Source organism: Pseudomonas mangiferae, assembly GCF_007109405.1.
Classification (GTDB): domain Bacteria; phylum Pseudomonadota; class Gammaproteobacteria; order Pseudomonadales; family Pseudomonadaceae; genus Pseudomonas_T; species Pseudomonas_T mangiferae.
Window position 1 is genome coordinate 22,463 of sequence record NZ_VJOY01000016.1, and the last position, 24,268, is coordinate 46,730.

22 protein-coding genes, 1 tRNA gene and 1 pseudogene are annotated in these 24,268 nt (G+C 59.3%); 3 read left to right on the top strand and 21 right to left on the bottom strand.

Annotation, left to right across the window (positions count from 1 at the left end; all coding sequences use genetic code 11):
• The first annotated feature begins 165 nt into the window (after positions 1–165).
• Complete coding sequence (locus FM069_RS17995; protein ID WP_143489762.1) at positions 166–816, top strand: hypothetical protein; 651 nt, start codon at positions 166–168, stop codon at positions 814–816.
• A gap of 158 nt (positions 817–974) precedes the next feature.
• Here FM069_RS17995 and FM069_RS18000 read toward each other — a convergent pair.
• The 4 genes and pseudogenes from FM069_RS18000 to FM069_RS18015 form a co-directional block, all read right to left on the bottom strand.
• A pseudogene (locus tag FM069_RS18000) lies at positions 975–1,303 on the bottom strand (type II toxin-antitoxin system RelE/ParE family toxin).
• Positions 1,300–1,536, bottom strand: a complete 237-nt coding sequence (locus tag FM069_RS18005; RefSeq protein ID WP_143489763.1) for a type II toxin-antitoxin system ParD family antitoxin — start codon at positions 1,534–1,536, stop codon at positions 1,300–1,302. Before FM069_RS18005 ends, FM069_RS18000 begins: the two are co-directional and overlap by 4 nt.
• 221 nt (positions 1,537–1,757) lie before the next feature.
• On the bottom strand, positions 1,758–2,837 hold the full coding sequence (locus FM069_RS18010) for an HNH endonuclease (RefSeq protein ID WP_178106815.1): 1,080 nt from the start codon (positions 2,835–2,837) through the stop codon (positions 1,758–1,760).
• Between the two features lie 55 nt (positions 2,838–2,892).
• Positions 2,893–3,207 carry a hypothetical protein gene (locus tag FM069_RS18015; protein WP_143489765.1) on the bottom strand — a complete coding sequence of 105 codons (315 nt, stop codon included), beginning with the start codon at positions 3,205–3,207 and terminating at the stop codon, positions 2,893–2,895.
• Between the two features lie 678 nt (positions 3,208–3,885).
• On the opposite strand from FM069_RS18015, the gene FM069_RS18020 reads away from it, so the two are divergent.
• Both FM069_RS18020 and FM069_RS21720 read left to right on the top strand, forming a co-directional pair.
• Positions 3,886–4,218 (top strand): type II toxin-antitoxin system TacA family antitoxin, encoded by a 333-nt coding sequence (locus FM069_RS18020; RefSeq protein ID WP_143489766.1) that lies wholly within the window; start codon positions 3,886–3,888, stop codon positions 4,216–4,218.
• A 228-nt stretch (positions 4,219–4,446) separates the two neighbouring features.
• On the top strand, positions 4,447–4,713 hold the full coding sequence (locus FM069_RS21720; RefSeq protein WP_218570314.1) for a GNAT family N-acetyltransferase: 267 nt from the start codon (positions 4,447–4,449) through the stop codon (positions 4,711–4,713).
• Between the two features lie 181 nt (positions 4,714–4,894).
• Here the strand turns inward: FM069_RS21720 and FM069_RS18030 are convergent.
• The 17 genes from FM069_RS18030 to amaB form a co-directional block, all read right to left on the bottom strand.
• Positions 4,895–4,971: transfer RNA gene (locus tag FM069_RS18030), tRNA-Pro, on the bottom strand.
• 73 nt (positions 4,972–5,044) lie between these two features.
• A complete protein-coding gene (locus tag FM069_RS18035) occupies positions 5,045–5,401 on the bottom strand; it encodes a MerR family transcriptional regulator (protein WP_143489767.1) in 357 nt (118 codons plus the stop codon).
• A complete protein-coding gene (ihfA, locus tag FM069_RS18040; RefSeq protein WP_003282572.1) occupies positions 5,382–5,684 on the bottom strand; it encodes an integration host factor subunit alpha in 303 nt (100 codons plus the stop codon). Before ihfA ends, FM069_RS18035 begins: the two co-directional genes overlap by 20 nt.
• A gap of 3 nt (positions 5,685–5,687) precedes the next feature.
• Positions 5,688–8,066: a phenylalanine--tRNA ligase subunit beta gene (pheT, locus tag FM069_RS18045; RefSeq protein WP_143489768.1), complete on the bottom strand. Its 2,379-nt coding sequence runs from the start codon at positions 8,064–8,066 to the stop codon at positions 5,688–5,690.
• Between the two features lie 32 nt (positions 8,067–8,098).
• The gene (gene pheS / locus FM069_RS18050; RefSeq protein WP_143489769.1) at positions 8,099–9,115 is read right to left on the bottom strand and encodes a phenylalanine--tRNA ligase subunit alpha; all 1,017 of its coding nucleotides are present in this window, start codon (positions 9,113–9,115) and stop codon (positions 8,099–8,101) included.
• 93 nt (positions 9,116–9,208) lie between these two features.
• Positions 9,209–9,565: a 50S ribosomal protein L20 gene (gene rplT / locus FM069_RS18055; protein WP_003243409.1), complete on the bottom strand. Its 357-nt coding sequence runs from the start codon at positions 9,563–9,565 to the stop codon at positions 9,209–9,211.
• 28 nt (positions 9,566–9,593) lie between these two features.
• Positions 9,594–9,788, bottom strand: a complete 195-nt coding sequence (gene rpmI / locus FM069_RS18060) for a 50S ribosomal protein L35 (protein ID WP_143489770.1) — start codon at positions 9,786–9,788, stop codon at positions 9,594–9,596.
• A gap of 61 nt (positions 9,789–9,849) precedes the next feature.
• Positions 9,850–10,401: a translation initiation factor IF-3 gene (gene infC, locus FM069_RS18065; RefSeq protein ID WP_178106840.1), complete on the bottom strand. Its 552-nt coding sequence runs from the start codon at positions 10,399–10,401 to the stop codon at positions 9,850–9,852.
• Positions 10,401–12,323 carry a threonine--tRNA ligase gene (thrS, locus tag FM069_RS18070; RefSeq protein WP_143489772.1) on the bottom strand — a complete coding sequence of 641 codons (1,923 nt, stop codon included), beginning with the start codon at positions 12,321–12,323 and terminating at the stop codon, positions 10,401–10,403. The genes infC and thrS overlap by 1 nt, the downstream gene beginning before the upstream one ends.
• 533 nt (positions 12,324–12,856) lie before the next feature.
• Positions 12,857–14,713, bottom strand: coding sequence for a SurA N-terminal domain-containing protein (locus tag FM069_RS18075; protein ID WP_143489773.1), 1,857 nt, complete (start codon positions 14,711–14,713; stop codon positions 12,857–12,859).
• Between the two features lie 212 nt (positions 14,714–14,925).
• Positions 14,926–15,198 (bottom strand): nucleoid-associated protein HU-beta, encoded by a 273-nt coding sequence (gene hupB / locus FM069_RS18080; protein WP_143489774.1) that lies wholly within the window; start codon positions 15,196–15,198, stop codon positions 14,926–14,928.
• A gap of 129 nt (positions 15,199–15,327) precedes the next feature.
• Positions 15,328–17,724, bottom strand: a complete 2,397-nt coding sequence (lon, locus tag FM069_RS18085) for an endopeptidase La (protein WP_143489775.1) — start codon at positions 17,722–17,724, stop codon at positions 15,328–15,330.
• Positions 17,725–17,854: 130 nt separating this feature from the next.
• Entirely contained in the window at positions 17,855–19,135 is a 1,281-nt protein-coding gene (clpX, locus tag FM069_RS18090) for an ATP-dependent Clp protease ATP-binding subunit ClpX (protein ID WP_143489776.1), read from the bottom strand.
• 109 nt (positions 19,136–19,244) lie between these two features.
• Positions 19,245–19,886, bottom strand: coding sequence for an ATP-dependent Clp endopeptidase proteolytic subunit ClpP (gene clpP / locus FM069_RS18095; RefSeq protein ID WP_143489777.1), 642 nt, complete (start codon positions 19,884–19,886; stop codon positions 19,245–19,247).
• Between the two features lie 88 nt (positions 19,887–19,974).
• Positions 19,975–21,288, bottom strand: a complete 1,314-nt coding sequence (gene tig, locus FM069_RS18100) for a trigger factor (RefSeq protein ID WP_143489778.1) — start codon at positions 21,286–21,288, stop codon at positions 19,975–19,977.
• Positions 21,289–21,438: 150 nt separating this feature from the next.
• The gene (gene amaA, locus FM069_RS18105; RefSeq protein WP_143489779.1) at positions 21,439–22,725 is read right to left on the bottom strand and encodes an L-pipecolate oxidase; all 1,287 of its coding nucleotides are present in this window, start codon (positions 22,723–22,725) and stop codon (positions 21,439–21,441) included.
• A gap of 50 nt (positions 22,726–22,775) precedes the next feature.
• Positions 22,776–24,266 carry an L-piperidine-6-carboxylate dehydrogenase gene (amaB, locus tag FM069_RS18110; protein WP_325063572.1) on the bottom strand — a complete coding sequence of 497 codons (1,491 nt, stop codon included), beginning with the start codon at positions 24,264–24,266 and terminating at the stop codon, positions 22,776–22,778.
• Positions 24,267–24,268: the final 2 nt, after the last annotated feature.

Sequence of the window (24,268 nt, forward strand, 5' to 3'; positions counted from 1 at the left end):
AGGCCGATGTGCGCTTCCTGCTGTTCGATCCGGTTTATACACCTGTAAAAATCGACTTAAAGAAACGTGTTAAAAACGCATAACGTTACCGTAACGCTACAAAAATCGTTGCGTCATGCCCATCACAGAATTACAAAGCATGCATCCAGACCAGAGGGTGGAAAGGTGGCTGAGAGCAACACGAAGTGGCTGCGCCAAAACGAGTGGGAGTGGGCGGAAGTCTATTTGCGGAAGCGCGCCCCCAGGGAAATCTTCCTGGGTCGATTCGATAATCCGGGATACGCCAGGACGGCACGGATCATCGAGGATATCGAACAGACCACGGAAGGAATGAAACTGATCGAGCGCCTGAAGAACGCGCTACGGCAGCGTAGATACCGCTCCCCGAGCAATGGCAAACAGGCATGCACCTTCTCCCTCCCGACCAAAACCGTGACGAGGCTCCGCCACCTGGCCAATAAGCACGAGCAAACGGAAACCTCGATAGTCGCCGCACTCATCGATGGCCTGGACGACATGACCAAGACGCAGCAGGCGCGGGAAGGGCAGTTGAAGAAAACCGCACAGATCGAGCGACAAGTAGCCAACCAGACGAAGTCCCTGCTCAAGGCCCAACTGGAAGAGGCCATGAAACAGTTGGAGCGCCAAGTCGAGCTTGTCGTCATGTGGGAACTGTCCCTGGAGGCAGCCCCGCCACCTTTCGAGGGAGATGAAGCGCAAGCGCGACGCGAAGTAGACAAAAGGATGAAGGGCGTTCAACGAGCACTTCGCATCATTGCAGCCAAGCACGCAATCACCAGTGAAAGGCTGATCTGAGTGTCTGCACCGCCCACCCGATCACAGTTGCTTGGATACCACCTGTGAAAAGCTAGGCCACCCCCGGCCCGGTGACTTTCATAGACTCCCGTCTGCTTGTCGAAGCCATGCTTGGCGTGCAACCGGAAAGCGCCCGGCACCCAGGTACATCCCTGCAACTAATGAGAGACGCTTTCAACCAGCCATTCAGGAATGTCCCGCATGCCATGTAAAACGCGCCATACATCAACATGGTCATCGCGTTCAACGTAGAACACCAGATAGGGATAGCGCTTCAGCGGCCAGTAGAGCAACCCTGGCAAATCCAGCTTATGGGCGTACCGAGACATACCCGAGGCCGGATGACGGCTGATGTGGCTATAGGTATTTTCCAGGACATAGATAAACCGAGTGCAGCCTGCTCGGCCTGCTCACCAAGGTAATAGCTGGCACCATCCTCTACACCCTGACTGGCAAGGGCTCGCGGAATGACGGTCTTACCCTTCACCCTCGAGCCTTATGAACCCTGGCGCGCAGAGATTCGAAGTAGTCGCCATCCACAGGAGTAGTGGAAGCCGACTCTGCCCCGGCCAACAGCAAAGCCCGTAGGTGCTGCTGATCCTGATCCTTGCGAATCAGCTCCCGCACATATTCGCTACTGGTGGTGTAGCCCCGCTGGCTGACCTGATAATCGACGAAGCTCTTGAGGGCGTCCGGCAGGGAGATGTTCATATTGCTCATAGCTTTACCCGCCTTTGACAAAATTTGCCAAAATATACACCTCTACCCCTACCTCACCAGTATCGAAACCACTATGCCAACTTTCGACAAAACTAGCCGATAGGGTGTTGTGGTAAGAAAGACGCAATAGCCTGAAATACGCCCAAGTGGGCATCATCTCATTGACTACTGACGCCTGTTGCAGCGTACTACTCGGCCGCAGCTATATGAGCGGACACTGTTCACCTGAAAGATTTCAGCTCACGATGTGTAACGCGATGGCAGCTTGCACAAAGGCATTGCAAGTCCTCCAGAATTGTTAGGTGCTCGGCCCCCATCTGTACAACCTGTACTGCTCGATGGTGAACCTCGATGCATGCCTCCCCGTTCTCTGCCCCGTAAATCTCAACTGGATCCATTTTGCAGCGCTCACAATACAGGCGCCCATAGACTCGCTTAAATTCAGCCTTCTTAGCGCACGACAAACCTGGAGCACGCTCCCTACGTAGATGAGCCACAAGCTTAGGTCGGCCCTCAGCCCACACCCGATCCTCCTGCAGGATCGGTAACACCGGCTCAACAACCTCATTCCCTTTGGGTACTATCCGGAAACCCGCGTCTTCCAGCAGATCAAAACAGACACTATTTAAACCGGCCGTGAAATACTTTGGCAGGATCTGAAAGCCAAGAGCGCGTGTGGCCGCCAAGCCAAAAACCGCCTTTGGTGGCAGCCGAAGATGTTCATCAACAATCAAATCGTAATCTGTTGACTCCCCAAAACCTGGCGAATCAACTCCACTGATCAGATCCTGAACAGCACGCCATATATACTCGGCGGTAACTTTGCGCAGCACCTCAGCGGGAAGCCGATCAAGGCTTCGTAGATTTTTATCTACGGGGGTACCGCCAAGCGCGAGACTCAATGCCTGCGCATCGCCCCCAGATATCTTCATCCGAATGCGTCGAGTGGAGTTGCCTCCCGAGAACTCAGAGGACGATCGGCCGACGGCCTTCATTCGAGTGGAAAGAACTTTCACAATCTGATCAGCAGGTATCTGGCTCTCCTCCGAGGTCAGTATCGTTCGCTGAGAAATGGGAATGCCTTGAACGCGGCTGCTATCAACCCAGACGCGTTCTACTGCAAACGAAGCCCGCTTCAGCCTGACCAGTAAAACAGAAAGCCCCAGAGCATACTCGGAGTTGATCGCGCCCTTACCCTTGGTACCGCCACGGCTGTGGAATACAACCTCGTCCGACTCGATTCCGAAGTGCGCGTCAATTGGACTACCATCATCGGAAATGATCTGAAAAAACCGCGCCATAGCAGCGGTTACTCCCTGTAGTTTTAAGCGACTGATGGTACTGCACGCACAATATTCAACTGCCAGGATAGGTATCAGGGAAAATGCCCAGGGCGGCAAGCTGCTTGTCGTAGGCCTCAACCACCAGTTGCCTGGCCTCTTGAAAACGATAGATCTGCTCATCGTAGATGAACGCCAGCTCACCCCAGAAATGATGAACCGTGGAAAGGGCAGCGACATTGTCATGCCGATCTGACCGGGCCTTCTCTTTCACTTCTTCCAACTTGTTGCGGGTGCTCATTCTACCGCCCGCAATACCGGCAATCCCGTGCTCCAGAGCATGGACGAGGATTTTCCATGCGGGATCATCGTCTTCGAAGATCTTGATCATGTTGCCCCTTGCTTCCGAGTAGTCCGAAACTAAACGGCAATGGCTCATCTCACCATTGGCCCAAAGTAGCCCTCTCCCCACACTTCCCCTTCTCCGGCCCCCTACCCAGTAGTCCGCCCTGTCACGGTCAACCCCGTGACCGACCTGTCGCGCTCGACCTTCTACAAGTGCCTCCAGAACTGGCCGGCACCTCGCCCGGCCACATGCTGCGAATCCTGCGCATGCGCTAGGCCTGACGTATGCAGAAGTGCCAACCGGTCGCGCAGCCGACGCCTAAGGCTACTAGTCGGAGGCCGCCTTTACACAGGCATTCAGCAAGATGGTCGGAGTGCTGCCTGGGGCGTATCGGAAGCAGTTTGGGTGAGGATTAATGCTAGTCTAAGCCGCCCTCCACGAAAGGCTGCTATCGGCCGATTCTGTTGAAAAAGTCGCTCGACTTCGGTGTGGCTACGTAAAAACCAGGGCAGCTCTGCTTTCTGAGCAAGCCCAGATTTCAACGTCGACCACACCCTTTCGTGAGCAAAATCGCGGAGAGACTTTTTCAACAGAATCATCCGAAAGCTGCCGTCGTCCGGCCAAAAAAGCACACCCTGAATCACTGATCCAACCGGTACAGGAAAGCATTTCCACGAAGCTCCTGCAGGCTTTCAGTAGAAGAGACGTTGATAAGACGCCACTTTGAAATACAACAAGTCACATTTACCCTGGAGTGAAGACTCTCGCCATGAACACAGCCTCAGATCCAAACAGAAACGGATAAACCTTCGCTTGCAGGACAGCGCTAAGAAAACCCTGGAACGCGCCGCGAGTTTCGAGGGCAAGACCGTCAGCCAGTTCATCTTGAACAGCGCACTGGCACATGCCGAGAAGACCATCCGCGAGCATAAGGTCATGAGCCTGAAGGCGAGCGATGCAGAAGCGTTCTTCGATGCGCTGAGCAAGCCGGTCATGTTCAACAAGAAGTTGGCCGCCGTCCTTGAAAGTCACGAACAGCGTGTCACCGGCCGATGAGCGAGCGAGTCGATCTGCTCATCACGCCTTAGCCACCAACCATCACCGAGCCGGTTTCCAATGCGGCGTAAACGCTGGACGACTACCTACACAAGCAAGCCGGCCACGACGTGAAGCATCGCGTTAGCCGGGTATCCGTCGCCACCACGCTGAACCATCCAGACGTCATCAGGGGTTACTACACCCTTTCCAGCCTGTCGATCGAGTTCGAACAGCTTCCCGAAAAGCTTGCTCGCAGACTGCCCCGTCACCCCACTCCCCGCCGCCTTGCTCGGCCGCCTCGCCATCAGCCAGGATGCTCAGGGTCGTGGCATAGGCGGATTGCTGCTAGCCGATGCCATCAAGCGCACGCTGGCCGTCAGCAATCAGATCGCAATCTACGCCCTCGTCGTCGATATCATTGACGACCAGGTTCGGGGATTCTACGAGCAATATGGGTTCTTGCCGCTTGGCTCGGATAGGCGCCGCTTATTACTGCCGCTGCGGTCCTTTTAGTCACTCGCCAGGCAGGAACACCCCTGCCAGTTCAGCTCACACAAAGCTCTCCACCGATCCCTCATCACGGGTAGTGACCAGCGCAAAAATCCCCGGTGGGGCAAAAACCGGTTGCCCTCAAAAACCACCAGGTATAAAAAAACCCAGCCACCGCTAAGTGACTGGATTTTTTAGGGTATTTTGGTCGGGACGGAGTGATTCGAACACTCGACCCCTTGCACCCCATGCAAGTGCGCTACCAGGCTGCGCTACGCCCCGACTGACTCACTTGAAGCTTTGTGAGCGGGAAGAATCTTACAATAACCTTTTGAAATGTGAAAGGTTTTTTTAGTCATTTACGTAAAACGGTAAGAACTTCTTCCAGTTCGGAGATCATCTGACGAATGAGCTGCCGATACTGGGTGGTATCGTCTTTGGCTTCGTCGCCGGAGAGGCGCTGCCGGGCGCCGCCAATGGTGAACCCTTGGTCATATAACAGGGCCCTGATCTGCCGAATCATCAGCACATCCTGGCGTTGGTAGTAGCGCCTGTTACCTCGACGTTTCACTGGATTGAGCTGAGGAAACTCCTGCTCCCAGTAACGAAGTACATGAGGCTTGACGGCACAGAGCTCACTGACTTCGCCTATCGTGAAATAACGCTTGCCCGGTATGGTGGGCAGTTCGTCGTTATGACTTGGTTCCAGCATAGGCTTCGACTCGGGCTTTCAGTTTCTGCCCTGGACGGAAAGTGACGACGCGGCGCGCGGTAATGGGGATTTCCTCACCTGTCTTTGGATTCCGCCCGGGGCGCTGGCGCTTGTCTCGAAGGTCGAAATTGCCGAAGCCCGACAATTTCACCTGCTCGTTGTGCTCCAGCGCCTGGCGGATTTCCTCAAAGAACAGTTCCACCAATTCCTTGGCTTCCCGCTTATTCAGGCCTAGCTCTTCATAAAGACGTTCAGCCATTTCAGCTTTCGTCAGAGCCCCCATACGCTACTTCCTTAACGTGGCGTTGAACCTTTCTTCGAGCGAGGTGAGAATGCTTTGCGTTGTGGTATTCACCTCATCGTCGTTAAGAGTGCGCGATGGATGCTGCCAGGTCAAGCCGACCGCCAGGCTTTTTCTAAGCGGATCAATACCTTTACCGAAATAAACATCAAAGAGCGTAAGGTCGGTCAGCCACTCGCCTGCGTGTTCCTTGATGCAGGCGAGAACAGCTTCAGCGGGTACTTCACGGTCCACCAGCAAGGCCAAGTCACGGCGCACTTCCGGATAGCGAGACAGTTCGCGGAAGCTGGGTAAGCGACCTTTTTCGATACCAGCGAGCACCAGTTCGAAAACGTAAACGGTCTGTTCGATACCCAGTGTTTTGGCCAGTTCTGGATGCAGCGCACCAAGAAAGCCCACCAGTTGTCCGTCGCGCTCTACACGGGCCGTCTGACCTGGGTGCAATGCAGGGTGCTCACCGGCACTGAATGTATATAGATCGCCCGCCCCCACGTATTCCAACAATGCCTCGACATCGGCTTTCAGATCGAAGAAATCGACGCTTTCCCGACCATGACTCCAGCCTTCGGCCAGGCGGCTACCCGTAATCGCACCTGCGATCATGGGTTGCTGCACCAGCTCATCCAGTTGCCCCACGAAGCGCAAGCCGCTTTCGAACAAGCGAATCCGGGTTTGCTGGCGGTTCAGGTTGTGCTGCAACGCCTTGACCAGGCCCGGCCAGAGGGAGGCGCGCATCGCGGCCATGTCAGCAGAAATGGGATTGGCCAGCTGCAGTGGTTCGACGCCTGGACTGAACAGCTCGAACAGCTTGGGATCGATGAAGCTGTAGGTGATCGCCTCTTGGTAACCGCGAGCCACTAATAGACGACGCAGTGCGGGCAGCTCAGCTTTCGCTTCAGTCCGCGGGCGAGGCGCGAGACGTGCCTGCGGATAGCGAACCGGCAGGCGGTCATACCCATACAGCCGACCCAGCTCTTCGATCAAATCCACCTCGATGGACAAATCGAAACGATGACTTGGCACCTCGACTCGCCAGCGCCCTTCACCTTCGGCGATCACAGACAAGCCCAGCCCTTTCAGCAGTGACTCAACCTGTTGCACCGAAATGTCTAGACCGAGCATCTGGCTAATGCGCTCGGCACGTAGACTGATGGATTTAGCTTTGGGCAGGAATTCCGGGTGAGAAGACTCCACAACCGGACCGGCTTCTCCACCCACGATATCCAGCAACAGCTGAGTCGTCCGCTCGATGGCCTGGACGGGCAACTCGAAATCGACTCCACGTTCGAAGCGATGCGAAGCGTCGGTGTGCAGGCCATAGGAGCGCGCCTTGCCAGCGAGTGCAACGGGTTCGAAGAACGCGCTTTCCAGGAAAAGGTCGCGCGTACTCTCGCTGACGCCGCTCCCCTTCCCGCCCATGACACCCGCGATGGCCAGGGCACGACTGTGATCGGCGATTACCAGGGTATCGTCGCGCAAGGCGATTTCCTGGCCATCCAGCAGAACCAGCTTCTCTTCCTGTTTAGCCATCCGAACACGAATACCGCTATCGATTTCGGCCAGATCGAACGCGTGCATCGGTTGACCCAGTTCGAGCATCACGTAGTTGGTGATGTCCACGACGGCGTCGATACTGCGGATATCCGAACGGCGCAGGCGCTCTACCATCCAGGTAGGCGTGGGCTTGGACAGATCGACGCTACGGATGATCCGCCCTACATAACGTGGACAAGCCTGAGGCGCAGTGATCTCGACCGGAAGTACGTCGCTCCGAGCAGCACTGACGGCAGAGGGAACGATGGCCTGAACGGGCACGCCATAGATAGCACCTACCTCGCGAGCGAGGCCTGCCAACGAAAGGCAGTCACCCCGATTGGGAGTCAGTCCCAGCTCGATGCCTGCGTCGTCCAACTCCAGATAGTCACGGATGCTAGCCCCTACCGGTGCATCCGCCGGCAGTTCCAGCAAGCCGGCGTTCTCTTCGCTGATCTGCAGTTCCGCTGCCGAACAGAGCATGCCATTGGACTCGGCACCCCGGAGTTTGGCTTTCTTGATTCGGAAATCGCCGGGCAGCACCGCCCCGATCATGGCGAAAGGCACCTTCAAGCCGGGCCGAACGTTGGGGGCACCGCACACAACTTGAAAACGCTCAGCGCCATTGCTGACCTGGCATATGCGCAATTTGTCGGCATCGGGATGCTGCTCGGTGCTCAGCACTTCCCCCACCACGACGCCCGAGAACTCACCAGCTGCTGGGGTAACGCTGTCCACTTCCAGACCGACCATGGACAGGCGCGCCACCAGGTCTTCGCGAGAAACGGGCGGGTTCACCCAGCTCCGCAGCCATTGTTCACTGAATTTCATCCTGCTCTCCTCAATGCTGAATTCGGTACGACCTAGCGGAATTGCGCGAGAAAGCGCAGGTCGTTCTCGAAGAACAGGCGCAAGTCATTGACGCCATACCGCAGCATGGCCAGACGCTCGGCTCCCATGCCGAAGGCGAATCCCTGGTATTTCTCGGGATCGATGCCTGACATCTGCAGGACATTGGGATGCACCATTCCACAGCCCATCACTTCCAGCCAGCCGGTCTGCTTGCAGACCCGGCAACCCTTGCCGCTGCACATGACGCATTGCATGTCGACTTCAGCCGAAGGCTCGGTGAAGGGGAAGAACGAGGGCCGGAATCGAACACCCAACTCCTTCTCGAAGAACACGCGCAGAAACTCTTCGATGGTTCCCTTGAGGTCAGCAAAGCTGATGCCCTCATCGATCAGGAGCCCTTCAACCTGGTGGAACATCGGCGAATGGGTGATATCGGAGTCGCACCGGTAGACCCGTCCTGGACAGACGATACGGATGGGCGGCTGCTGGCTTTCCATCGTCCGCACCTGGACCGGGGATGTGTGCGTTCGCAACAGCATGTTCGCGTTGAAGTAGAACGTATCGTGCATGGCGCGCGCCGGGTGATGGCCCGGAATGTTGAGCGCCTCGAAGTTGTGATAGTCGTCTTCGACTTCAGGCCCCTCGGCGACGTCGTAGCCGATACGGGTAAAGAATTGCTCGATGCGCTCAAGGGTCCGGGTAACCGGATGCAGGCCACCGGATTGCTGCCCCCGTCCGGGCAGCGTGACATCGATGCGCTCGGCAGCCAGTCGGCTGTCGAGAGCCGACTGCTCCAATTCGGCCTTACGCGATGAGAGGGCTTGCTGGACACGCTCCTTGGCGACGTTGATCAACGCTCCGACCTTTGGCCGCTCCTCAGCGGGGAGGTCGCCCAGAGTCTTCATCACCTGGGTCAGCTCACCTTTTTTGCCAAGGAATTGAACCCGGATCTGCTCCAGGGCGTTTACGTCTTCACTATGTCGCACGGCCTCAAGCGCTTGCGAGACCAGCGCATCCAGGTTTTCCATCAGGGGACTCCAGATACGAAATAGGGGAAGAGCCTGAGCTCTTCCCCTATCGGTGACGTTCACAACGGCCGAGACCGGTGATTGCCGGGGGACTTAAGCCAGGACGGCTTTCGCTTTCTCGACAATCGCAGCAAACGCCGCTTTTTCATTCACTGCCAGATCGGCCAGCACTTTGCGGTCGATCTCGATGGATGCCTTTTTCAGGCCAGCGATCAGACGGCTGTAAGACAGACCGTTGACACGAGCACCAGCGTTGATACGGGCGATCCAAAGCGCACGGAACTGGCGCTTCCGCTGACGGCGGTCACGGTAGGCATATTGGCCAGCCTTGATCACCGCCTGCTTGGCGACGCGGAACACGCGAGAGCGCGCGCCGTAGTAGCCTTTGGCGAGTTTCAGAATTTTCTTGTGACGAGCACGAGCGATAACGCCACGCTTAACACGAGCCATGAGTAATTTCCTCTAGATCTTGACCGGATTAACGAACACGCATCATGCGTTCCACTTTCTGCACGTCAGACGGGTGCAGCAGGGTGCTGCCACGCAACTGGCGCTTACGCTTGGTGGACATTTTGGTCAGGATGTGGCTCTTGAAAGCGTGCTTGTGCTTGAAGCCCGAAGCGGTCTTCAAGAAACGCTTCGCTGCACCGCTCTTGGTTTTCATTTTTGGCATGTTCGGATACTCCGCATTCAGTGGATGAACATAACCGCAAGGCCTGCCAGTGCCCTGGTGGTTATTTTTTCTTTCTGGGGGCGATGACCATGATCAGCTGGCGTCCTTCCATCTTCGGATGCTGTTCGACAGAACCGTATTCGGCGAGGTCGTTCTCGACCCGCTTCAACAACTCCATCCCCAGCTCCTGATGCGCCATCTCCCGGCCACGGAATCGCAAGGATACCTTGGCCTTGTCCCCATCACTCAGGAAACGTACCAGGTTGCGTAGTTTTACCTGGTAATCCCCTTCTTCCGTCCCTGGACGAAACTTGATTTCTTTTACCTGAACCTGCTTCTGGTTCTTCTTCGCCGCAGCGACCTGTTTCTTCTTCTCGAAGATGTGCTTGCCGTAATCCATGATCCGGCAAACGGGCGGCACTGCATCGGCGGAAATTTCCACCAAGTCCAATTTGGCTTCTTCTGCAACACGAAGCGCTTCATCAATCGAGACGATGCCAATCTGCTCGCCGTCAGCGCCAATTAACCGAACCTCGCGTGCCGAGATATTCTCGTTGATCGGGGCTTTCGGTGCAGTTCGTTTATCTTGTCTCATTTCACGCTTAATAGTGATTACTCCGAATCTAGGCGACCACGCCGGGAAATCGCCTGAGCAAGGAAGTCCGTGAACTGGGCGATGGACATGGAGCCCAGATCATCCCCTTCACGTGTACGCACGGCGACGGTTTGTGTCTCGACTTCCCGATCTCCGATAACCAAGAGAAAGGGAACCTTGAGCAAGGTATGCTCACGGATTTTAAAACCGATTTTTTCGTTTCTCAAGTCGGACTTGGCACGGAACCCGCTTTGAGTGAGAGCTTTTACCACATCCTGGGCAAAATCGGCTTGTTTATCAGTGATGTTCAGCACCATCGCCTGAGTAGGAGCGAGCCAGGCCGGGAAGGCGCCTTCGTAATGCTCGATGAGCATGCCGATGAAGCGTTCGAACGAGCCAAGGATCGCGCGGTGCAGCATGACGGGCATCTGGCGACTGTTGTCTTCCGCCACGTAGGACGCTTCCAGGCGCTGCGGCATGTTCGGATCGTACTGCAGTGTACCGCACTGCCAGGCGCGACCCAGGCAGTCATGCAGGGTGAACTCGATCTTCGGACCGTAAAACGCACCCTCGCCCGGCTGATACTCCCACGGGAGACCAGCGGCATCCAAGGCCTGCGCCAAGGCGGTTTCCGCCCGATCCCAGAATGCCTCGTCGCCAACACGCCTGGCCGGACGCGTGGAAAGCTTCATCTTGATATTGCTGAAACCGAAATCGGAATAGACCTGCAGCGTCAGCTTGATGAAGTTCGCCGCCTCCTGGCTAACCTGGGCCTCGGTGCAGAAAATATGCGCGTCGTCCTGAGTAAAGCCACGAACTCGCATGATCCCGTGCAAGGCGCCCGACGGCTCGTTACGATGGCAGGAGCCGAATTCGGCAAGGCGCAACGGCAGATCGCGGTAGCTTTTCAGGCCCTGATTGAAGATCTGCACATGGCAAGGGCAGTTCATCGGCTTGATCGCGTAATCGCGGCTTTCCGATTCGGTGGTGAACATGTTTTCCGCGTAGTTGCCCCAATGCCCTGAACGTTCCCAGAGGATGCGGTCGACGATCTGCGGGGTACGCACTTCCTGGTATCCGTTCTCGCGCTGCACAGTGCGCATGTACTGTTCGAGCACTTGATACAGGGTCCAGCCATTGGGATGCCAGAAGACCATCCCAGGCGCTTCTTCCTGGGTGTGGAACAGGTCGAGCCGCTTGCCGAGGCGGCGGTGGTCACGCTTCTCCGCCTCCTCGATGCGCTGGATGTAGGCCGCGAGCTGTTTCTTGTCCGCCCACGCGGTCCCATACACCCGCTGCAGCTGCTCATTCTTTGCGTCGCCCCGCCAATATGCGCCGGACAACTTGGTGAGCTTGAAAGCCTTCAGGAAACGGGTGTTGGGCACATGAGGGCCGCGGCACATATCCACGTATTCCTCGTGGAAATAGAGGCCCATGGCCTGCTCGTCGGGCATGTCGTCCACGAGACGAAGCTTATAGTCCTCCCCCCGAGCCTTGAAGATCTCGATCACGTCCGCTCGCGGCGTAACCCTCTTGATGACGTCGTAATCCTTGTCGATCAGCGCCTGCATGCGCTGCTCGATGGCGGCCAGATCCTCTTGGGTAAAAGGCCGCTCGAAAGCGATGTCGTAGTAGAAGCCCTCATCGATCACCGGACCGATGACCATCTTCGCGGTCGGGTACAGCTGCTTGACCGCATGGCCAACCAAGTGCGCGCAGGAATGGCGGATGATCTCGACGCCCTCCTGATCCTTGGGGGTGATGATCTGCAGTGTCGCATCGCCTTCGATCAGGTCGCATGCATCGACCAGCTTGCCGTCGACCTTGCCGGCCACGGTTGCCTTGGCCAGACCGGAGCCAATGGATTGGGCGACCTCAGCAACAGTCACGGGTTGATCGAAAGAACGTTGGCTGCCGTCGGGAAGAGTGATGATGGGCATGGCGCCTCCTCTCCTAGTGGTGACCTCTACCAAAGGCCACGTGGGTTGGGATGAGCCAGTAAGCGATTGGGCAAGCAGAGCCTGCCGCACATTGGCAGGAGCCGTGGGCCGAGCTGACCGAACCGGAGTCACTGGGAAGAACGTGAACGCCTGGCAGGACGCCGAGCGACGCGGGAGAATAGCACAAAAAGAAACAAATACTTGGATCGAACGGTAGAAAACCAGGAAGGGATGATGGAGAGAGCGGCACTCGACAGGCCATCGCCGCTGAATCCTTGCGGAATTCACATCGCCGGGATGAGTCCCAGCCGACGTACCGCTCTCTCCTCCAACGACCTCACAAGTCGCTGGACGCTACCGGGGATTTTGCGCTTTGTGAGAGGTCCCAGGCAGCACAGGTTCATCAGGGGTAGCAAACCTGCGCTTCTATGACCGGGCACATGATGGCAAGTTCCCAGCCGGCCGTTCGAGTGTCAGACGCGAAGCGCAGAAAAAGACAAGGGCCGCAAAGCGGCCCTCGATGAAGCGGATGATCAATAGCGCTTGATATCCGCTTTTGCCTCGAGCTGTTGCCGGTAGGCGCTATAGTCCTGCGCCCCAGCCCGGGAGGCCAGGAAACGCTTGTAGGATGCCTTGTCCTCATCGGACAGCGCGTCTTCCGGAGCGCTCACACCATCCAGGCGAAGGACGACATAGTCGCCATTGGCCAAGGCGACGCCCGCGTATACCGGCTTGTCCTTCGACTCAGGCCTAGGCGCACGGAAGACCGCCTGGAGCACAGCTGGATCGACGCCTTCCTGAGCGCGCGTTGCCGCCTCGGTCACCTTCCAATCCTTGCGGGCCTGTTCGCCCTTCTTGAGCTGGGCGACCAGTTGCTCACCAGCCATCTTGGCAGCCTCGGTCGCCCGCTCCTTGGTCAACTCCTCACGAATGCCGGCGCTGACGTCCTGGAAGGTCTGCGGCTTGGGCTTGAGATGCTCCTTGGCCCGCAGCACCACTACCGTGTCTGGATCCAGTTCCAAAGCACCGCTATTGGCGCCATCGTCCAGAATTTCCGGGCTGAATGCCGCTTGCAGGATTTGGCGATTGGCACTGACGCCCTCTCCCCCCTCGCGACCGAACGGCTTGCTGGTCTGCACTTTCAGGCCCAGCTCCTGGGCAGGCTGCGCCAGATCGGATGCCTCGAAGGACATGTCCTCGAGCTTCTTCGTAGCTTCCACGAACAGCTGCTCGACCTTCTGCGTCTTCAGCTCGCGGACCAGGCTTTCCTTGGAACTGTCGAAACTGGGAATCTCAGGCGCCTGCACGCCCAACAGCTTGATCACATGCCAGCCGTACTGGGTCTTGACGGGCTCTGAGATCTCGCCCTGCTTCAATGCATAAAGCGCTTTCTCGAATGCAGGATCGTAGACACCTGGGCCGGCAAAGCCCAGATCCCCGCCCTGACTGGCCGACCCAGGGTCCGCCGAGAACTCCTTGGCCAATGCCGCGAAGTCCTCACCTTTCTCCAGGCGCTCACGAATATCGTCCGCCTTCGCCTTGGCCTGGTCCTCGCCCGCCTTGGGATCAGCTTCGATCAGGATGTGGGCAGCATGGCGCTGCTCAGTGAGGTTGGCGATCTGCTTGTGATAAAGGTCTTGCAGGTCGGCATCGCTGACACTGACCTGGTCGAAAAAGGCGTCTTTCTTCAGCTCGACATACTCGATCACGACCTGCTCGGGGGTCATGTACTGATCGGCATGGGCATCGAAGTAAGCCTTCAGCTCGTCTTCACTGATTTGTACCGACTTGGTATCGGCCTTCAGGGTGACGCTGGCGAAATCACGAGTCTGCTTTTCCAGGCGTGCGAATGCCTGCACCTCGGCATCGGTCACGAAACCGCTTCCGGAGAGGCCGGCGCGAAGCTGCGCGACCAGCATTTCAGTTTCGAGCATCTGCCGGAACTGCAGACGGCTGTAGTTCATTTGCCGGATGACCTGGTCGAAGCGTTCAGGGCTGAACTTGCCCGCCACTTGGAAATCCGGGGTCTGCAGGATCAACTGGTCGAGGGAGGCCTGGGAAAACGCGAAGCCCGCATCATGTGCGCCCTGCAGGAGGAGCTGCCGATCGATCAGATTTTTCAGCGCCGATTCGCGCATCATCTTCTCGTTCAGCATGGAGGCATCGAAGTCGCTACCCAGCTTCTGGCGAAGCTGCCGCACCTGGAGCTCTGCCGCCTGGGCCACTTCGTTCTGGGTGATCTTCTCGCCGTTCACTTCGGCAGCTTTATCACTATTGCTGGTCGCTCTGAAAATCGCATCGAAGCCGGTGAGCGCCAGCAGCACCATGATGACGCCGATAATGGTCTTGGCAATCCAACCCTGTGAATTGTCCCTGATGTTCTGCAGCATGGGTCCCCCAGAAACGATCGTGCAAGGCACGAACGCGCAGCGCGGGTAGATCTGAATAGAAGAAAGGCGCATCCGAGGACGCGCCTTTCGTAGTTACCGGAACAGAAGGTCCGAGACCCGGACCCGATGACGACTCGACTTGACGACCGAATTACCGTTCCGCGCCCGGGATAGGCGAGCCTGCCCCGGAATGAAGCAAATCCGAAAAGGCCTTAGTTGACGGCGTCTTTCAAAGCCTTGCCAGCCTTGAAGCCTGGAATCTTGGCGGCGTCGATCTTGATGGGCTTGCCAGTCTGCGGGTTGCGGCCGGTGCGCGCAGCGCGCTCCTTGACAGCGAACGTTCCGAAACCCACCAGCACCACGGAGTCACCCGACTTCAGAGCGTCAGTGACGGATTCGATCACTGCGTCCAGCGCACGGCCGGCTACAGCTTTCGGGATATCAGCAGATGCGGCGATGGCATCGATCAGTTCCGACTTGTTCACTCTAAGTCCCCTTGTTTCTGTTGAGTTGTTTCTAGTTGGTTTAGCGTAGCGAAGCGGTGCTGATGGCTGCCAAGACCCGAAAGGCGCTTTATATAAGTGCCTCTGGGACGTGTCAAGGAAGCCCACCGGTTAGTGAGTGCTGATTCGCTCCTTGGAATCTGCCTCGCGCTTCTCATCCTTTGCGACTATATCGGGAGCCGCATCGGGCAAAGGCTCCGGCGCGTATTGCAGCGCAATTTGCAGGACCTCGTCAATCCATTTGACCGGCTTGATAGACAGGTCCTGCTTGATATTTTCCGGAATTTCCTTGAGATCGCGGACGTTCTCTTCGGGGATGATCACGGTCTTGATTCCGCCCCGATGTGCCGCCAGGAGTTTTTCTTTCAGCCCACCAATGGCGAGCACCTGGCCACGTAGCGTGATCTCGCCGGTCATGGCCACATCGGCCCTCACCGGGATCTGCGTCAAAGCGGAGACCAATGCGGTGCACATGCCCACGCCGGCGCTGGGGCCGTCCTTGGGCGTGGCGCCTTCCGGCATGTGGATGTGCACATCGCGCTTCTCGTGGAAATCCAGCGGAATGCCCAGGCTCTTCGCGCGGCTGCGCACCACGGTGAGGGCCGCCGTGATGGACTCGACCATGACGTCGCCCAGGGAGCCGGTCTTGGTCAACTGGCCCTTGCCCGGCACCACGGCCGCCTCGATGGTGAGCAGCTCGCCCCCCACCTGGGTCCAGGCCAGGCCGGTTACCTGGCCGATCTGGTCCTGCTGCTCGGCCAGGCCATAACGATATTTGCGTACCCCCAGGAAATGCTCCAGGGAGTCGGCGGTGACGGTCACGTTGAAGCGTTTTTCGTGGGCGTGCTCTTTCACCGCCTTGCGGCAGACTTTGGCGATCTGGCGCTCCAGGCTGCGAACACCCGCCTCGCGCGTGTAGTAACGAATGATGTCGCGAATGGCGGTCTCATCGAACACTAGCTCCCCAGCCTTCAGCCCGTTGGTCTGGGTCTGCTTGGGCGCGAGGTACTTCACGGCGATGTTCACTTTCTCGTCCTCCGTGTACCCGGGTAGACGAATTACCTCCATGCGATCCAGCAGCGGCGCCGGGATATTCATGGAGTTGGCGGTGCAGAGGAACATCACGTCGGACAGGTCGAAGTCGACCTCCAGGTAGTGATCGTTGAAGTTGTGGTTCTGTTCGGGGTCGAGGACCTCGAGCAAGGCGGATGCCGGATCCCCGCGCATATCGCTGCCCATCTTGTCGATCTCGTCGAGCAGGAACAGCGGGTTGCGCACGCCTACCTTGGTCATCTTCTGGATGAGCCGACCCGGCATCGAGCCGATATAGGTGCGACGGTGCCCCCGAATCTCGGCCTCGTCACGCACGCCGCCCAGCGCCATGCGGATGAATTTTCGGTTGGTGGCACGAGCGATGGATTCCGCGAGGGAGGTCTTGCCGACCCCGGGGGGCCCTACCAAGCAGAGCACTGGCCCCTTGATCTTCTTCACGCGCTTCTGCACGGCAAGGTATTCGAGGATGCGATCCTTCACCTCTTCGAGGCCATAGTGGTCGGCATCGAGAATATCTTCGGCCTTGGCCAAGTCGTGGCGCACCTTGCTTTCGGCTTTCCACGGCACGTTCACCAGCCAGTCGATGTACGAGCGGACTACGGTGGCCTCCGCAGACATCGGCGACATTTGTTTCAATTTGTTCAGTTCGGCGTTGGCCTTGGCGAGTGCTTCCTTGGAAAGGCCCGCATTGTCGATACGCTTCTTCAGCTCCTCGACTTCATTGTGGCCTTCGTCGATGTCGCCCAGCTCCTTCTGAATAGCCTTCATCTGCTCATTCAGGTAGTACTCTCGCTGGCTGCGCTCCATCTGCTTCTTGACACGCCCACGGATGCGTTTCTCCACCTGCAACAGGTCGATTTCCGCATCCAGCAGCGCCAGCACGTGTTCCACCCGGGCAGACAGATCGGTGATCTCGAGGATTTCCTGCTTCTGCTCGATCTTCAGCGCCATGTGCGCCGCCATGGTATCCACCAAGCGACCCGGTTCGTCGATGCTGTTCAGCGACGACAGCACTTCGGCAGGCACCTTCTTACCCAACTGCACGTACTGCTCGAACTGGCTCAACAGGCTGCGTGTGAAGACTTCCGACTCGCGCTCGCCGGCATCCACTTCCTCGATCAGTTGCACGTCGGCCCGGCAGTACCCGTCGACTTCGACGAACCGCTCGACAGCGCCGCGCTGTTCACCCTCCACGAGGACCTTCACGGTACCGTCGGGAAGCTTCAGCAACTGCAGGACAGTGGCGATCGTCCCCATGCGGTACAACGCGTCTTCACTCGGATCGTCATCCGCCGGATTTTTCTGTGCCAGCAACAGAATCTGCTTGTCGCCCGTCATGGAGGCTTCGAGGGCTTCGATCGACTTCTCGCGCCCTACGAACAGGGGGATGACCATATGCGGATAGACGACGACATCGCGCAAAGGCAGGAGGGGCAGTTCGACGGTAGTCTTCATGGGTATGGACTCTACGGCGGCCTTCCGGCCGTAACAGATGGGTATCCTAGACCTAAGATGGGGGCGGTCCTTGGAAAAAACAAGCGAGCGGACAGAAATGCAAAGGGGCCCGCAGGCCCCTTCGTGAAGGTCAGGCGTCCGGTGCCGCCTTGGCGGGCTGATCGGTGTTTTCGTAGATCAGCAGGGGCTTCGAGGTGCCTTCGATAACACTTTCGTCGATGACGACCTTGGAGACGTCGGACTGGGAAGGAATCTCGTACATGGTATCCAGCAGGATGCCTTCCAGGATCGAGCGCAGGCCACGGGCACCCGTCTTGCGCTCGAGCGCACGACGCGATACCGCCTTCAGCGCATCGGAGCGGAACTCGAGATCGACCCCTTCCATCTCGAACAGCTTGCCGTACTGCTTGGTCAGCGCGTTCTTCGGCTCGGTCAGGATCTGCATGAGGGCCGCTTCGTCCAGCTCGTCCAGGGTCGCCAGCACCGGCAACCGGCCGACGAACTCCGGAATGAGCCCGAACTTGACCAGATCGTCCGGTTCGACATCTTTTAGCGTCTCGCCCACGCGCTTGCCAAGGTCCTGACTGCGGACCTCGGCATTGAAGCCGATGCCGCCGCGGGTCGAACGGGCCTGGATGACCTTCTCCAGACCGGAGAACGCCCCCCCACAGATGAACAGGATGTTCCGGGTGTCCACTTGCAGGAATTCCTGCTGCGGATGCTTGCGTCCACCTTGCGGCGGTACCGATGCGACGGTGCCCTCGATGAGTTTCAGCAGCGCCTGCTGAACGCCCTCGCCGGAAACATCACGGGTGATGGACGGGTTGTCGGACTTACGAGAAATCTTGTCGATCTCGTCAATGTAGACGATGCCCATCTGGGCCTTTTCCACGTCGTAGTCACACTTCTGCAGCAATTTCTGGATGATGTTCTCGACGTCCTCACCCACGTAGCCCGCCTCGGTGAGAGTCGTGGCGTCGGCGATAGTGAACGGCACGTTGAGCAGACGTGCGAGGGTTTCTGCGAGCAGCGTCTTGCCGGAGCCGGTAGGACCGATGAGCAGGATGTTGCTCTTGCCCAGTTCGACATCGTCTTTCTTGTCGCGCTGATTGAGACGTTTGTAATGGTTGTAGACAGCTACCGCCAACACCTTCTTCGCCCGCTCCTGACCGATCACGTACTGATCCAGGATGTTGCGAATCTCCTTGGGCGCCGGCAGCTTGTGCGCGTTGCTCTCGGCCTGGGCTTCCTGGACCTCCTCGCGGATGATGTCGTTGCACAGGTCGACGCATTCGTCGCAGATAAAGACCGAGGGGCCAGCAATCAACTTGCGGACTTCGTGTTGGCTTTTGCCACAGAAGGAGCAATAGAGCAGCTTGCCATTGTCCTCGCCGTTGCGGGTATCAGTCATTCGATCGATCCAATCCGATAGGCTTGAAACACAAGATGAAGGCAAATGCGGGCATTTTCAAGCCCGCCGGGTGGCCGGAGAACTCCGGCCACGGCGTGAAGACAGGCCTTTAGCCCGCCAGTTGACGCTTGTCGAGCACCTGGTCGATGAGGCCGTACTTGACCGCCTCGTCGCCGCTCATGAAGTTGTCGCGGTCGGTATCTCGGGCGATGACATCCAGCGGCTGACCGGTGTGATCCGCCAGGATCTTGTTCAAGCGCTCGCGGATGGTAAGGATTTCCCGGGCATGAATCTCGATATCCGAAGCCTGGCCCTGGAAGCCGCCGAGCGGCTGGTGGATCATCATCCGCGAATGCGGCAGGCAGTAGCGCTTCTTCGCCGCACCACCCGCGAGCAGAAGCGCGCCCATGCTGCAGGCCTGGCCAATGCAGATGGTGGAGACGTCCGGCTTGATGAACTGCATGGTGTCGTAGATCGACATGCCCGCCGTTACCGAACCACCGGGAGAGTTGATGTACAGGTGGATGTCCTTGTCAGGGTTCTCCGCCTCGAGGAACAGCAACTGCGCGACCACCAGGTTGGCCATGTAGTCTTCGACTTGGCCGACCAGAAAGATCACGCGCTCGCGCAGCAGGCGCGAATAGATGTCGTAAGCACGCTCGCCACGGGCGGACTGCTCGATGACCATCGGCACGAGGCCGCCGGCGGCCTGGATTTCAGGCATTTGCTGCATAAAAGAATTGCGGGACATGTCCAGCGATCACTCCCTTAATTGAATGTCATGCCTCTAAACGCATAAGCCAGCGCTGAGGCTGGCTTATGGTCGGCTAGTGGACGGTTCAGGCTGCCTGAGGCGTCTCGGCAGGCTTGACCGCTTCCTCGTAGGAGACCGCTTTATCGGTCACCTTGGCCTTCTGCAGGACAGTATCCACAACTTGTTCTTCCAGTACAACCGAGCGCACTTCGTTCATCTGCTGCTCGTTCTTGTAGTACCAGGACACGACCTGCTGGGGTTCCTGGTAGGCCGAAGCCATTTCCTCGATCAGCTCGCGAACGCGGGCTTCGTCCGGCTTCAGCTCGTGCTGCTTGACCAACTCCGCGATGATCAGGCCCAGCACCACGCGGCGCTTGGCCTGCTCTTCGAACAGGTCGGCAGGCAGTTGGTCCGGCTTGATGTTGCCGCCGAACTGTTGCACGGCCTGGGTACGCAGGCGGTTGACTTCGTTGGCGATCAGCGACTTGGGCACGTCGATGGGGTTGGCGGCCAGCAGACCGTCCATGACCTGGTTCTTGACCTTGGCCTTGATGCCCTGGCGCAGCTCGCGCTCCATGTTCTTGCGGACTTCGACACGGAAGCCGTCCAGGCCGTCTTCCTTGATGCCGAACAGGCCGAAGAACTCCTCGTTGAGTTCCGGCAGCTTCGGCTCGGCGACACTGTTCACGGTGACGGTGAACTCAGCGGTCTTGCCGGCCAGCTCGAGGTTCTGGTAGTCCTCCGGGAAGGCCAGGTTGAGCACGCGCTCTTCGCCTGCTTTGGCACCCACGAGGCCTTCTTCGAAACCAGGGATCATGCGCTTGGAACCGATGACCAGCAGCGAACCCTTGGCGGAGCCACCAGCGAAGGCTTCGCCGTCGATCTTGCCGACGAAGTCGATGTTCACCTGGTCGCCATCAGCGGCGGCACGGCCTTCGGTCGCTTCGAAACGGGTGTTCTGCTTGCGCAGGATTTCCAGCATGTTGTCGACGTCGGCGTCGCCTACGTCAGCCTGCAGACGCTCGATGGAGATGCCTTCGAGGCCGGCGACTTCGAATTCCGGGAAGACTTCGAAGGTCGCGATGTATTCCAGGTCCTTGCCCTTCTCGAACACCTTGGGCTCGACGGCCGGGCTGCCGGCCGGGTTGAGTTTCTGCTCGACGACGGCTTCATAGAAGGTGGACTGGATCAGGTCGCCCAGGGCTTCCTGGCGCGCAGCGTCTTCGTAGCGCTGACGGATGACGCTCATGGGAACCTTGCCCGGGCGGAAGCCGGCGATCTTGGCGCGACGAGCGGTCTGCTGCAGACGCTTGGTGACTTCGGTCTCGATACGCTCGGCCGGCACCCCGATGGTCATGCGGCGCTCGAGAGCGGAAGTGCTTTCAACAGAAACTTGCATGGATAATCCTCGTTGCACAGACATAGCCGGCCGTCCCGGCCCCAGAATCAAGGGCATGCATTCTAGTGGCTCGCCTGGCAGAAGTCACCCTGCGCAACGAGCGACCCGCCACAACGCCGAAACGCCCGTTTCCCGGCCCTCGGGCAACCCTCAGAGCACTACCCGCAGGCACTGCCCGGCGTGATACAGGCTGAAACCGGCTTCGTAGAGATGTCCGCGCAGCGCAGGGGCGGAAACCGGTCGGGCTGTCTGGAACGGAACCGGAAGCTCGGCGGGGTCGTCACGCTGGATGAATGCGGCGAACGCCTTGCCGAACACCGTGCCGGTGGTCACCCCGCGGCCGTTGAACCCCGTTACCGCCATCAAGCCGGGCGCGGGCTGGAAAACCTTCATGAGGTGGTCGGGTGTGAAGGCGATGCGACCGGTCCAGGCGAACTGCCAGTCCACCCGCCCCAGGCCTGGATAATAATGGCGCTGGATCCGGTCGCCCCAACTGCGCAGGAACCAGTCCGGTTTGTTCGCGCCATTCCCCAGGCTCCCGAGGACCAGGCGGCCATCGGCGTCGCGCCGGATGCTGCTGAGGACGGTACGGGTATCCCAGGAGCCCTGCCCGTGGGGCAGGATGCGTTCGGCCGCCGCGCCCTTCAGGGGTACGGAAGCGAGCTGGTAATAGTAGCCGGCGAAGAAATGCCGCTTCAGGTCGGTCCATTCGCCTTCGGTGTAGGCGTTGGAGGCGATGATCACCCGCTCTGCCCGCACCGAGCCCTTTGCGGTAAGTACGCGCCACTGCCCTCCCTCGCGCTCCAGGCGCTCGACGGGCGAATGATGGAAGAATGCGCCTCCCCTCCGCTGGACGGCCGCGGCCAGCCCGCACGCATAGGCCATGGGGTTGAGGGTGCCGGCCCGATGGTCCAGCAAGGCCGCCGCCACCTTGTCGGTGCCGCAGTATTCTTCGCAACGCGGGCCGGTCAGCAGCTCCACCCGGGCACCCCGCCGCTGCCACTGGCTCGCGCGCTTCTGCAGATCGGCCACACCGGCGGGGTTGTGGGCCATGTGCAAGGTGCCGTCGCGCCTCGCCTGGCATTCGATGCCGAGGCGCTCGATCAGGGCGAACACCTCCGCCGGTGCCTGCCCCAGCACACTATTGAGGCGCTCCCCCACGGTGGAACCGAGCGCCGCTTCCACGTCATCGGGGCGAATCCAGGTTCCGGCATTCACCAGGCCGACGTTGCGCCCCGAGCCCCCATGCCCCGTTTCGTGAGCCTCCAGCAGGCAGACCGAATAGCCGGCCTCCAGCAGATGCAGCGCCGCCGACAGGCCGGTGAAGCCGGCGCCGATGACGCAGACATCCGACGTCCGCTCGCCTTCCAGCGCCCCGGCCTGTGGGCGCTCCGGCGTCAGGTATTCCCACAGGCACTGCCGATGCAATCCGCTCATGCTCGTTTCTCCACGCAACGCGCCCTGACCGCCGAGACGGCCACCGGAATTCAATCGAAGGTAATGCCCTGGGCCAGCGGGAGCTCCCGGGAATAGTTGATGGTGTTGGTCTGCCGGCGCATGTAGGCCTTCCAGGCGTCCGAGCCGGACTCGCGCCCGCCGCCCGTTTCCTTCTCGCCCCCGAAGGCGCCGCCGATCTCCGCCCCGCTGGTGCCGATATTGATGTTGGCGATGCCGCAATCGCTACCGACAGCACTCTGGAAACGCTCGGCTTCGCGCACGTCGGTGGTGAACAGGCAGGACGACAGTCCCTGGGGCACCTCGTTATTCAACCGCAGCGCTTCGTCGAAGTCGCGGTAGGTGAGGACATAGAGGATGGGCGCGAAGGTTTCATGGCGCACCACGTCGCTCTGCGTCGGCATCTCGACGATGGCCGGAGCCACGTAGTAGGCATCCGGGTAACCATCCTGCAGCCGCCGCTCGCCGCCGAACACCTGGCCGCCTTCCGCACGCGCCTGCTCCAGGGCCGCCTGCATGGCATCGAAACTCTGCCGGTCGATCAACGGGCCGACCAGGTTGCCTTCCAGCGGATGGCCGATGCGAACCTTGCCATAGGCCGAACGCAGTCGCGCCAGGATCTCGTCCTTGACCGACTCGTGGGCGATCAGCCGCCGCAGGGTGGTGCAGCGCTGGCCAGCGGTTCCCACCGCACTGAACAGGATGCCCCGCACCGCAAGATCGAGGTCCGCGCTGGGGGCCAGAATCATCGCATTGTTGCCACCCAGCTCAAGGATGCTGCGGGCGAAGCGGGCCGCCACGCGCGGGGCGACCTCGCGTCCCATGCGGGTGCTGCCGGTGGCGCTCACCAGCGCCACCCGGGCATCGTCAACCAGGGCTTCCCCCGCGTCGCGTGCACCGATCAGGACTTGAGCGAGCCCTTCCGGCGCCTCGGGGAACCCGGCCAGCACACGTTCCAGCAGCGCCTGGCAGGCCAACGCGGTGAGCGGGGTCTTTTCCGACGGCTTCCAGATCACTGCATTCCCGCAGACCAGCGCCAGTGCGGTGTTCCATGACCAGACCGCCACCGGGAAATTGAAGGCGCTGATGACGGCGACCACCCCCAGCGGGTGCCAGGTCTCGCGCATGTGGTGGCCAGGGCGCTCGGAGGCGATGGTCAGGCCGTACAACTGGCGCGACAGCCCCACGGCGAAGTCGCAGATGTCGATCATCTCCTGGACTTCGCCCAGCCCTTCCTGGGTGATCTTGCCGGCCTCCCAGGAGACCAGTTCGCCCAGCTCGGCCTTGTGCGCCCGCAGTGCCTCGCCGAACAGGCGGACCAGCTCTCCGCGCCGGGGCGCCGGCACTTGCCGCCAGGCTTCGAACGCAGTCTGGGCACGGGCCACTTTGCCCGCCACGACCTCCGCGCCTTCCAGCCGGACCTTGCCCAGCAGGCGGCCATCGATCGGCGAGCGAACCGGATGGTCGCCTTGCCCGAGGCGTTGCGCATCCACGCCCAGTTTTGCCAGCAGTCCGTCAATCATCG

What these genes read in the sequence shown, in the direction of transcription:
- FM069_RS18005 (WP_143489763.1), bottom strand. Translation starts at nt 1,536, where the DNA reads ATGAGCAATATGAACATCTCCCTGCCGGACGCCCTCAAGAGCTTCGTC.
- FM069_RS18010 (WP_178106815.1), bottom strand. Translation starts at nt 2,837, where the DNA reads ATGGCGCGGTTTTTTCAGATCATTTCCGATGATGGTAGTCCAATTGAC.
- FM069_RS18015 (WP_143489765.1), bottom strand. Translation starts at nt 3,207, where the DNA reads ATGATCAAGATCTTCGAAGACGATGATCCCGCATGGAAAATCCTCGTC.
- FM069_RS18035 (WP_143489767.1), bottom strand. Translation starts at nt 5,401, where the DNA reads ATGCTGGAACCAAGTCATAACGACGAACTGCCCACCATACCGGGCAAG.
- ihfA (WP_003282572.1), bottom strand. Translation starts at nt 5,684, where the DNA reads ATGGGGGCTCTGACGAAAGCTGAAATGGCTGAACGTCTTTATGAAGAG.
- pheT (WP_143489768.1), bottom strand. Translation starts at nt 8,066, where the DNA reads ATGAAATTCAGTGAACAATGGCTGCGGAGCTGGGTGAACCCGCCCGTT.
- pheS (WP_143489769.1), bottom strand. Translation starts at nt 9,115, where the DNA reads ATGGAAAACCTGGATGCGCTGGTCTCGCAAGCGCTTGAGGCCGTGCGA.
- rplT (WP_003243409.1), bottom strand. Translation starts at nt 9,565, where the DNA reads ATGGCTCGTGTTAAGCGTGGCGTTATCGCTCGTGCTCGTCACAAGAAA.
- rpmI (WP_143489770.1), bottom strand. Translation starts at nt 9,788, where the DNA reads ATGCCAAAAATGAAAACCAAGAGCGGTGCAGCGAAGCGTTTCTTGAAG.
- thrS (WP_143489772.1), bottom strand. Translation starts at nt 12,323, where the DNA reads ATGCCCATCATCACTCTTCCCGACGGCAGCCAACGTTCTTTCGATCAA.
- FM069_RS18075 (WP_143489773.1), bottom strand. Translation starts at nt 14,713, where the DNA reads ATGCTGCAGAACATCAGGGACAATTCACAGGGTTGGATTGCCAAGACC.
- lon (WP_143489775.1), bottom strand. Translation starts at nt 17,724, where the DNA reads ATGAAGACTACCGTCGAACTGCCCCTCCTGCCTTTGCGCGATGTCGTC.
- clpX (WP_143489776.1), bottom strand. Translation starts at nt 19,135, where the DNA reads ATGACTGATACCCGCAACGGCGAGGACAATGGCAAGCTGCTCTATTGC.
- clpP (WP_143489777.1), bottom strand. Translation starts at nt 19,886, where the DNA reads ATGTCCCGCAATTCTTTTATGCAGCAAATGCCTGAAATCCAGGCCGCC.
- tig (WP_143489778.1), bottom strand. Translation starts at nt 21,288, where the DNA reads ATGCAAGTTTCTGTTGAAAGCACTTCCGCTCTCGAGCGCCGCATGACC.
- amaA (WP_143489779.1), bottom strand. Translation starts at nt 22,725, where the DNA reads ATGAGCGGATTGCATCGGCAGTGCCTGTGGGAATACCTGACGCCGGAG.
- amaB (WP_325063572.1), bottom strand. Translation starts at nt 24,266, where the DNA reads ATGATTGACGGACTGCTGGCAAAACTGGGCGTGGATGCGCAACGCCTC.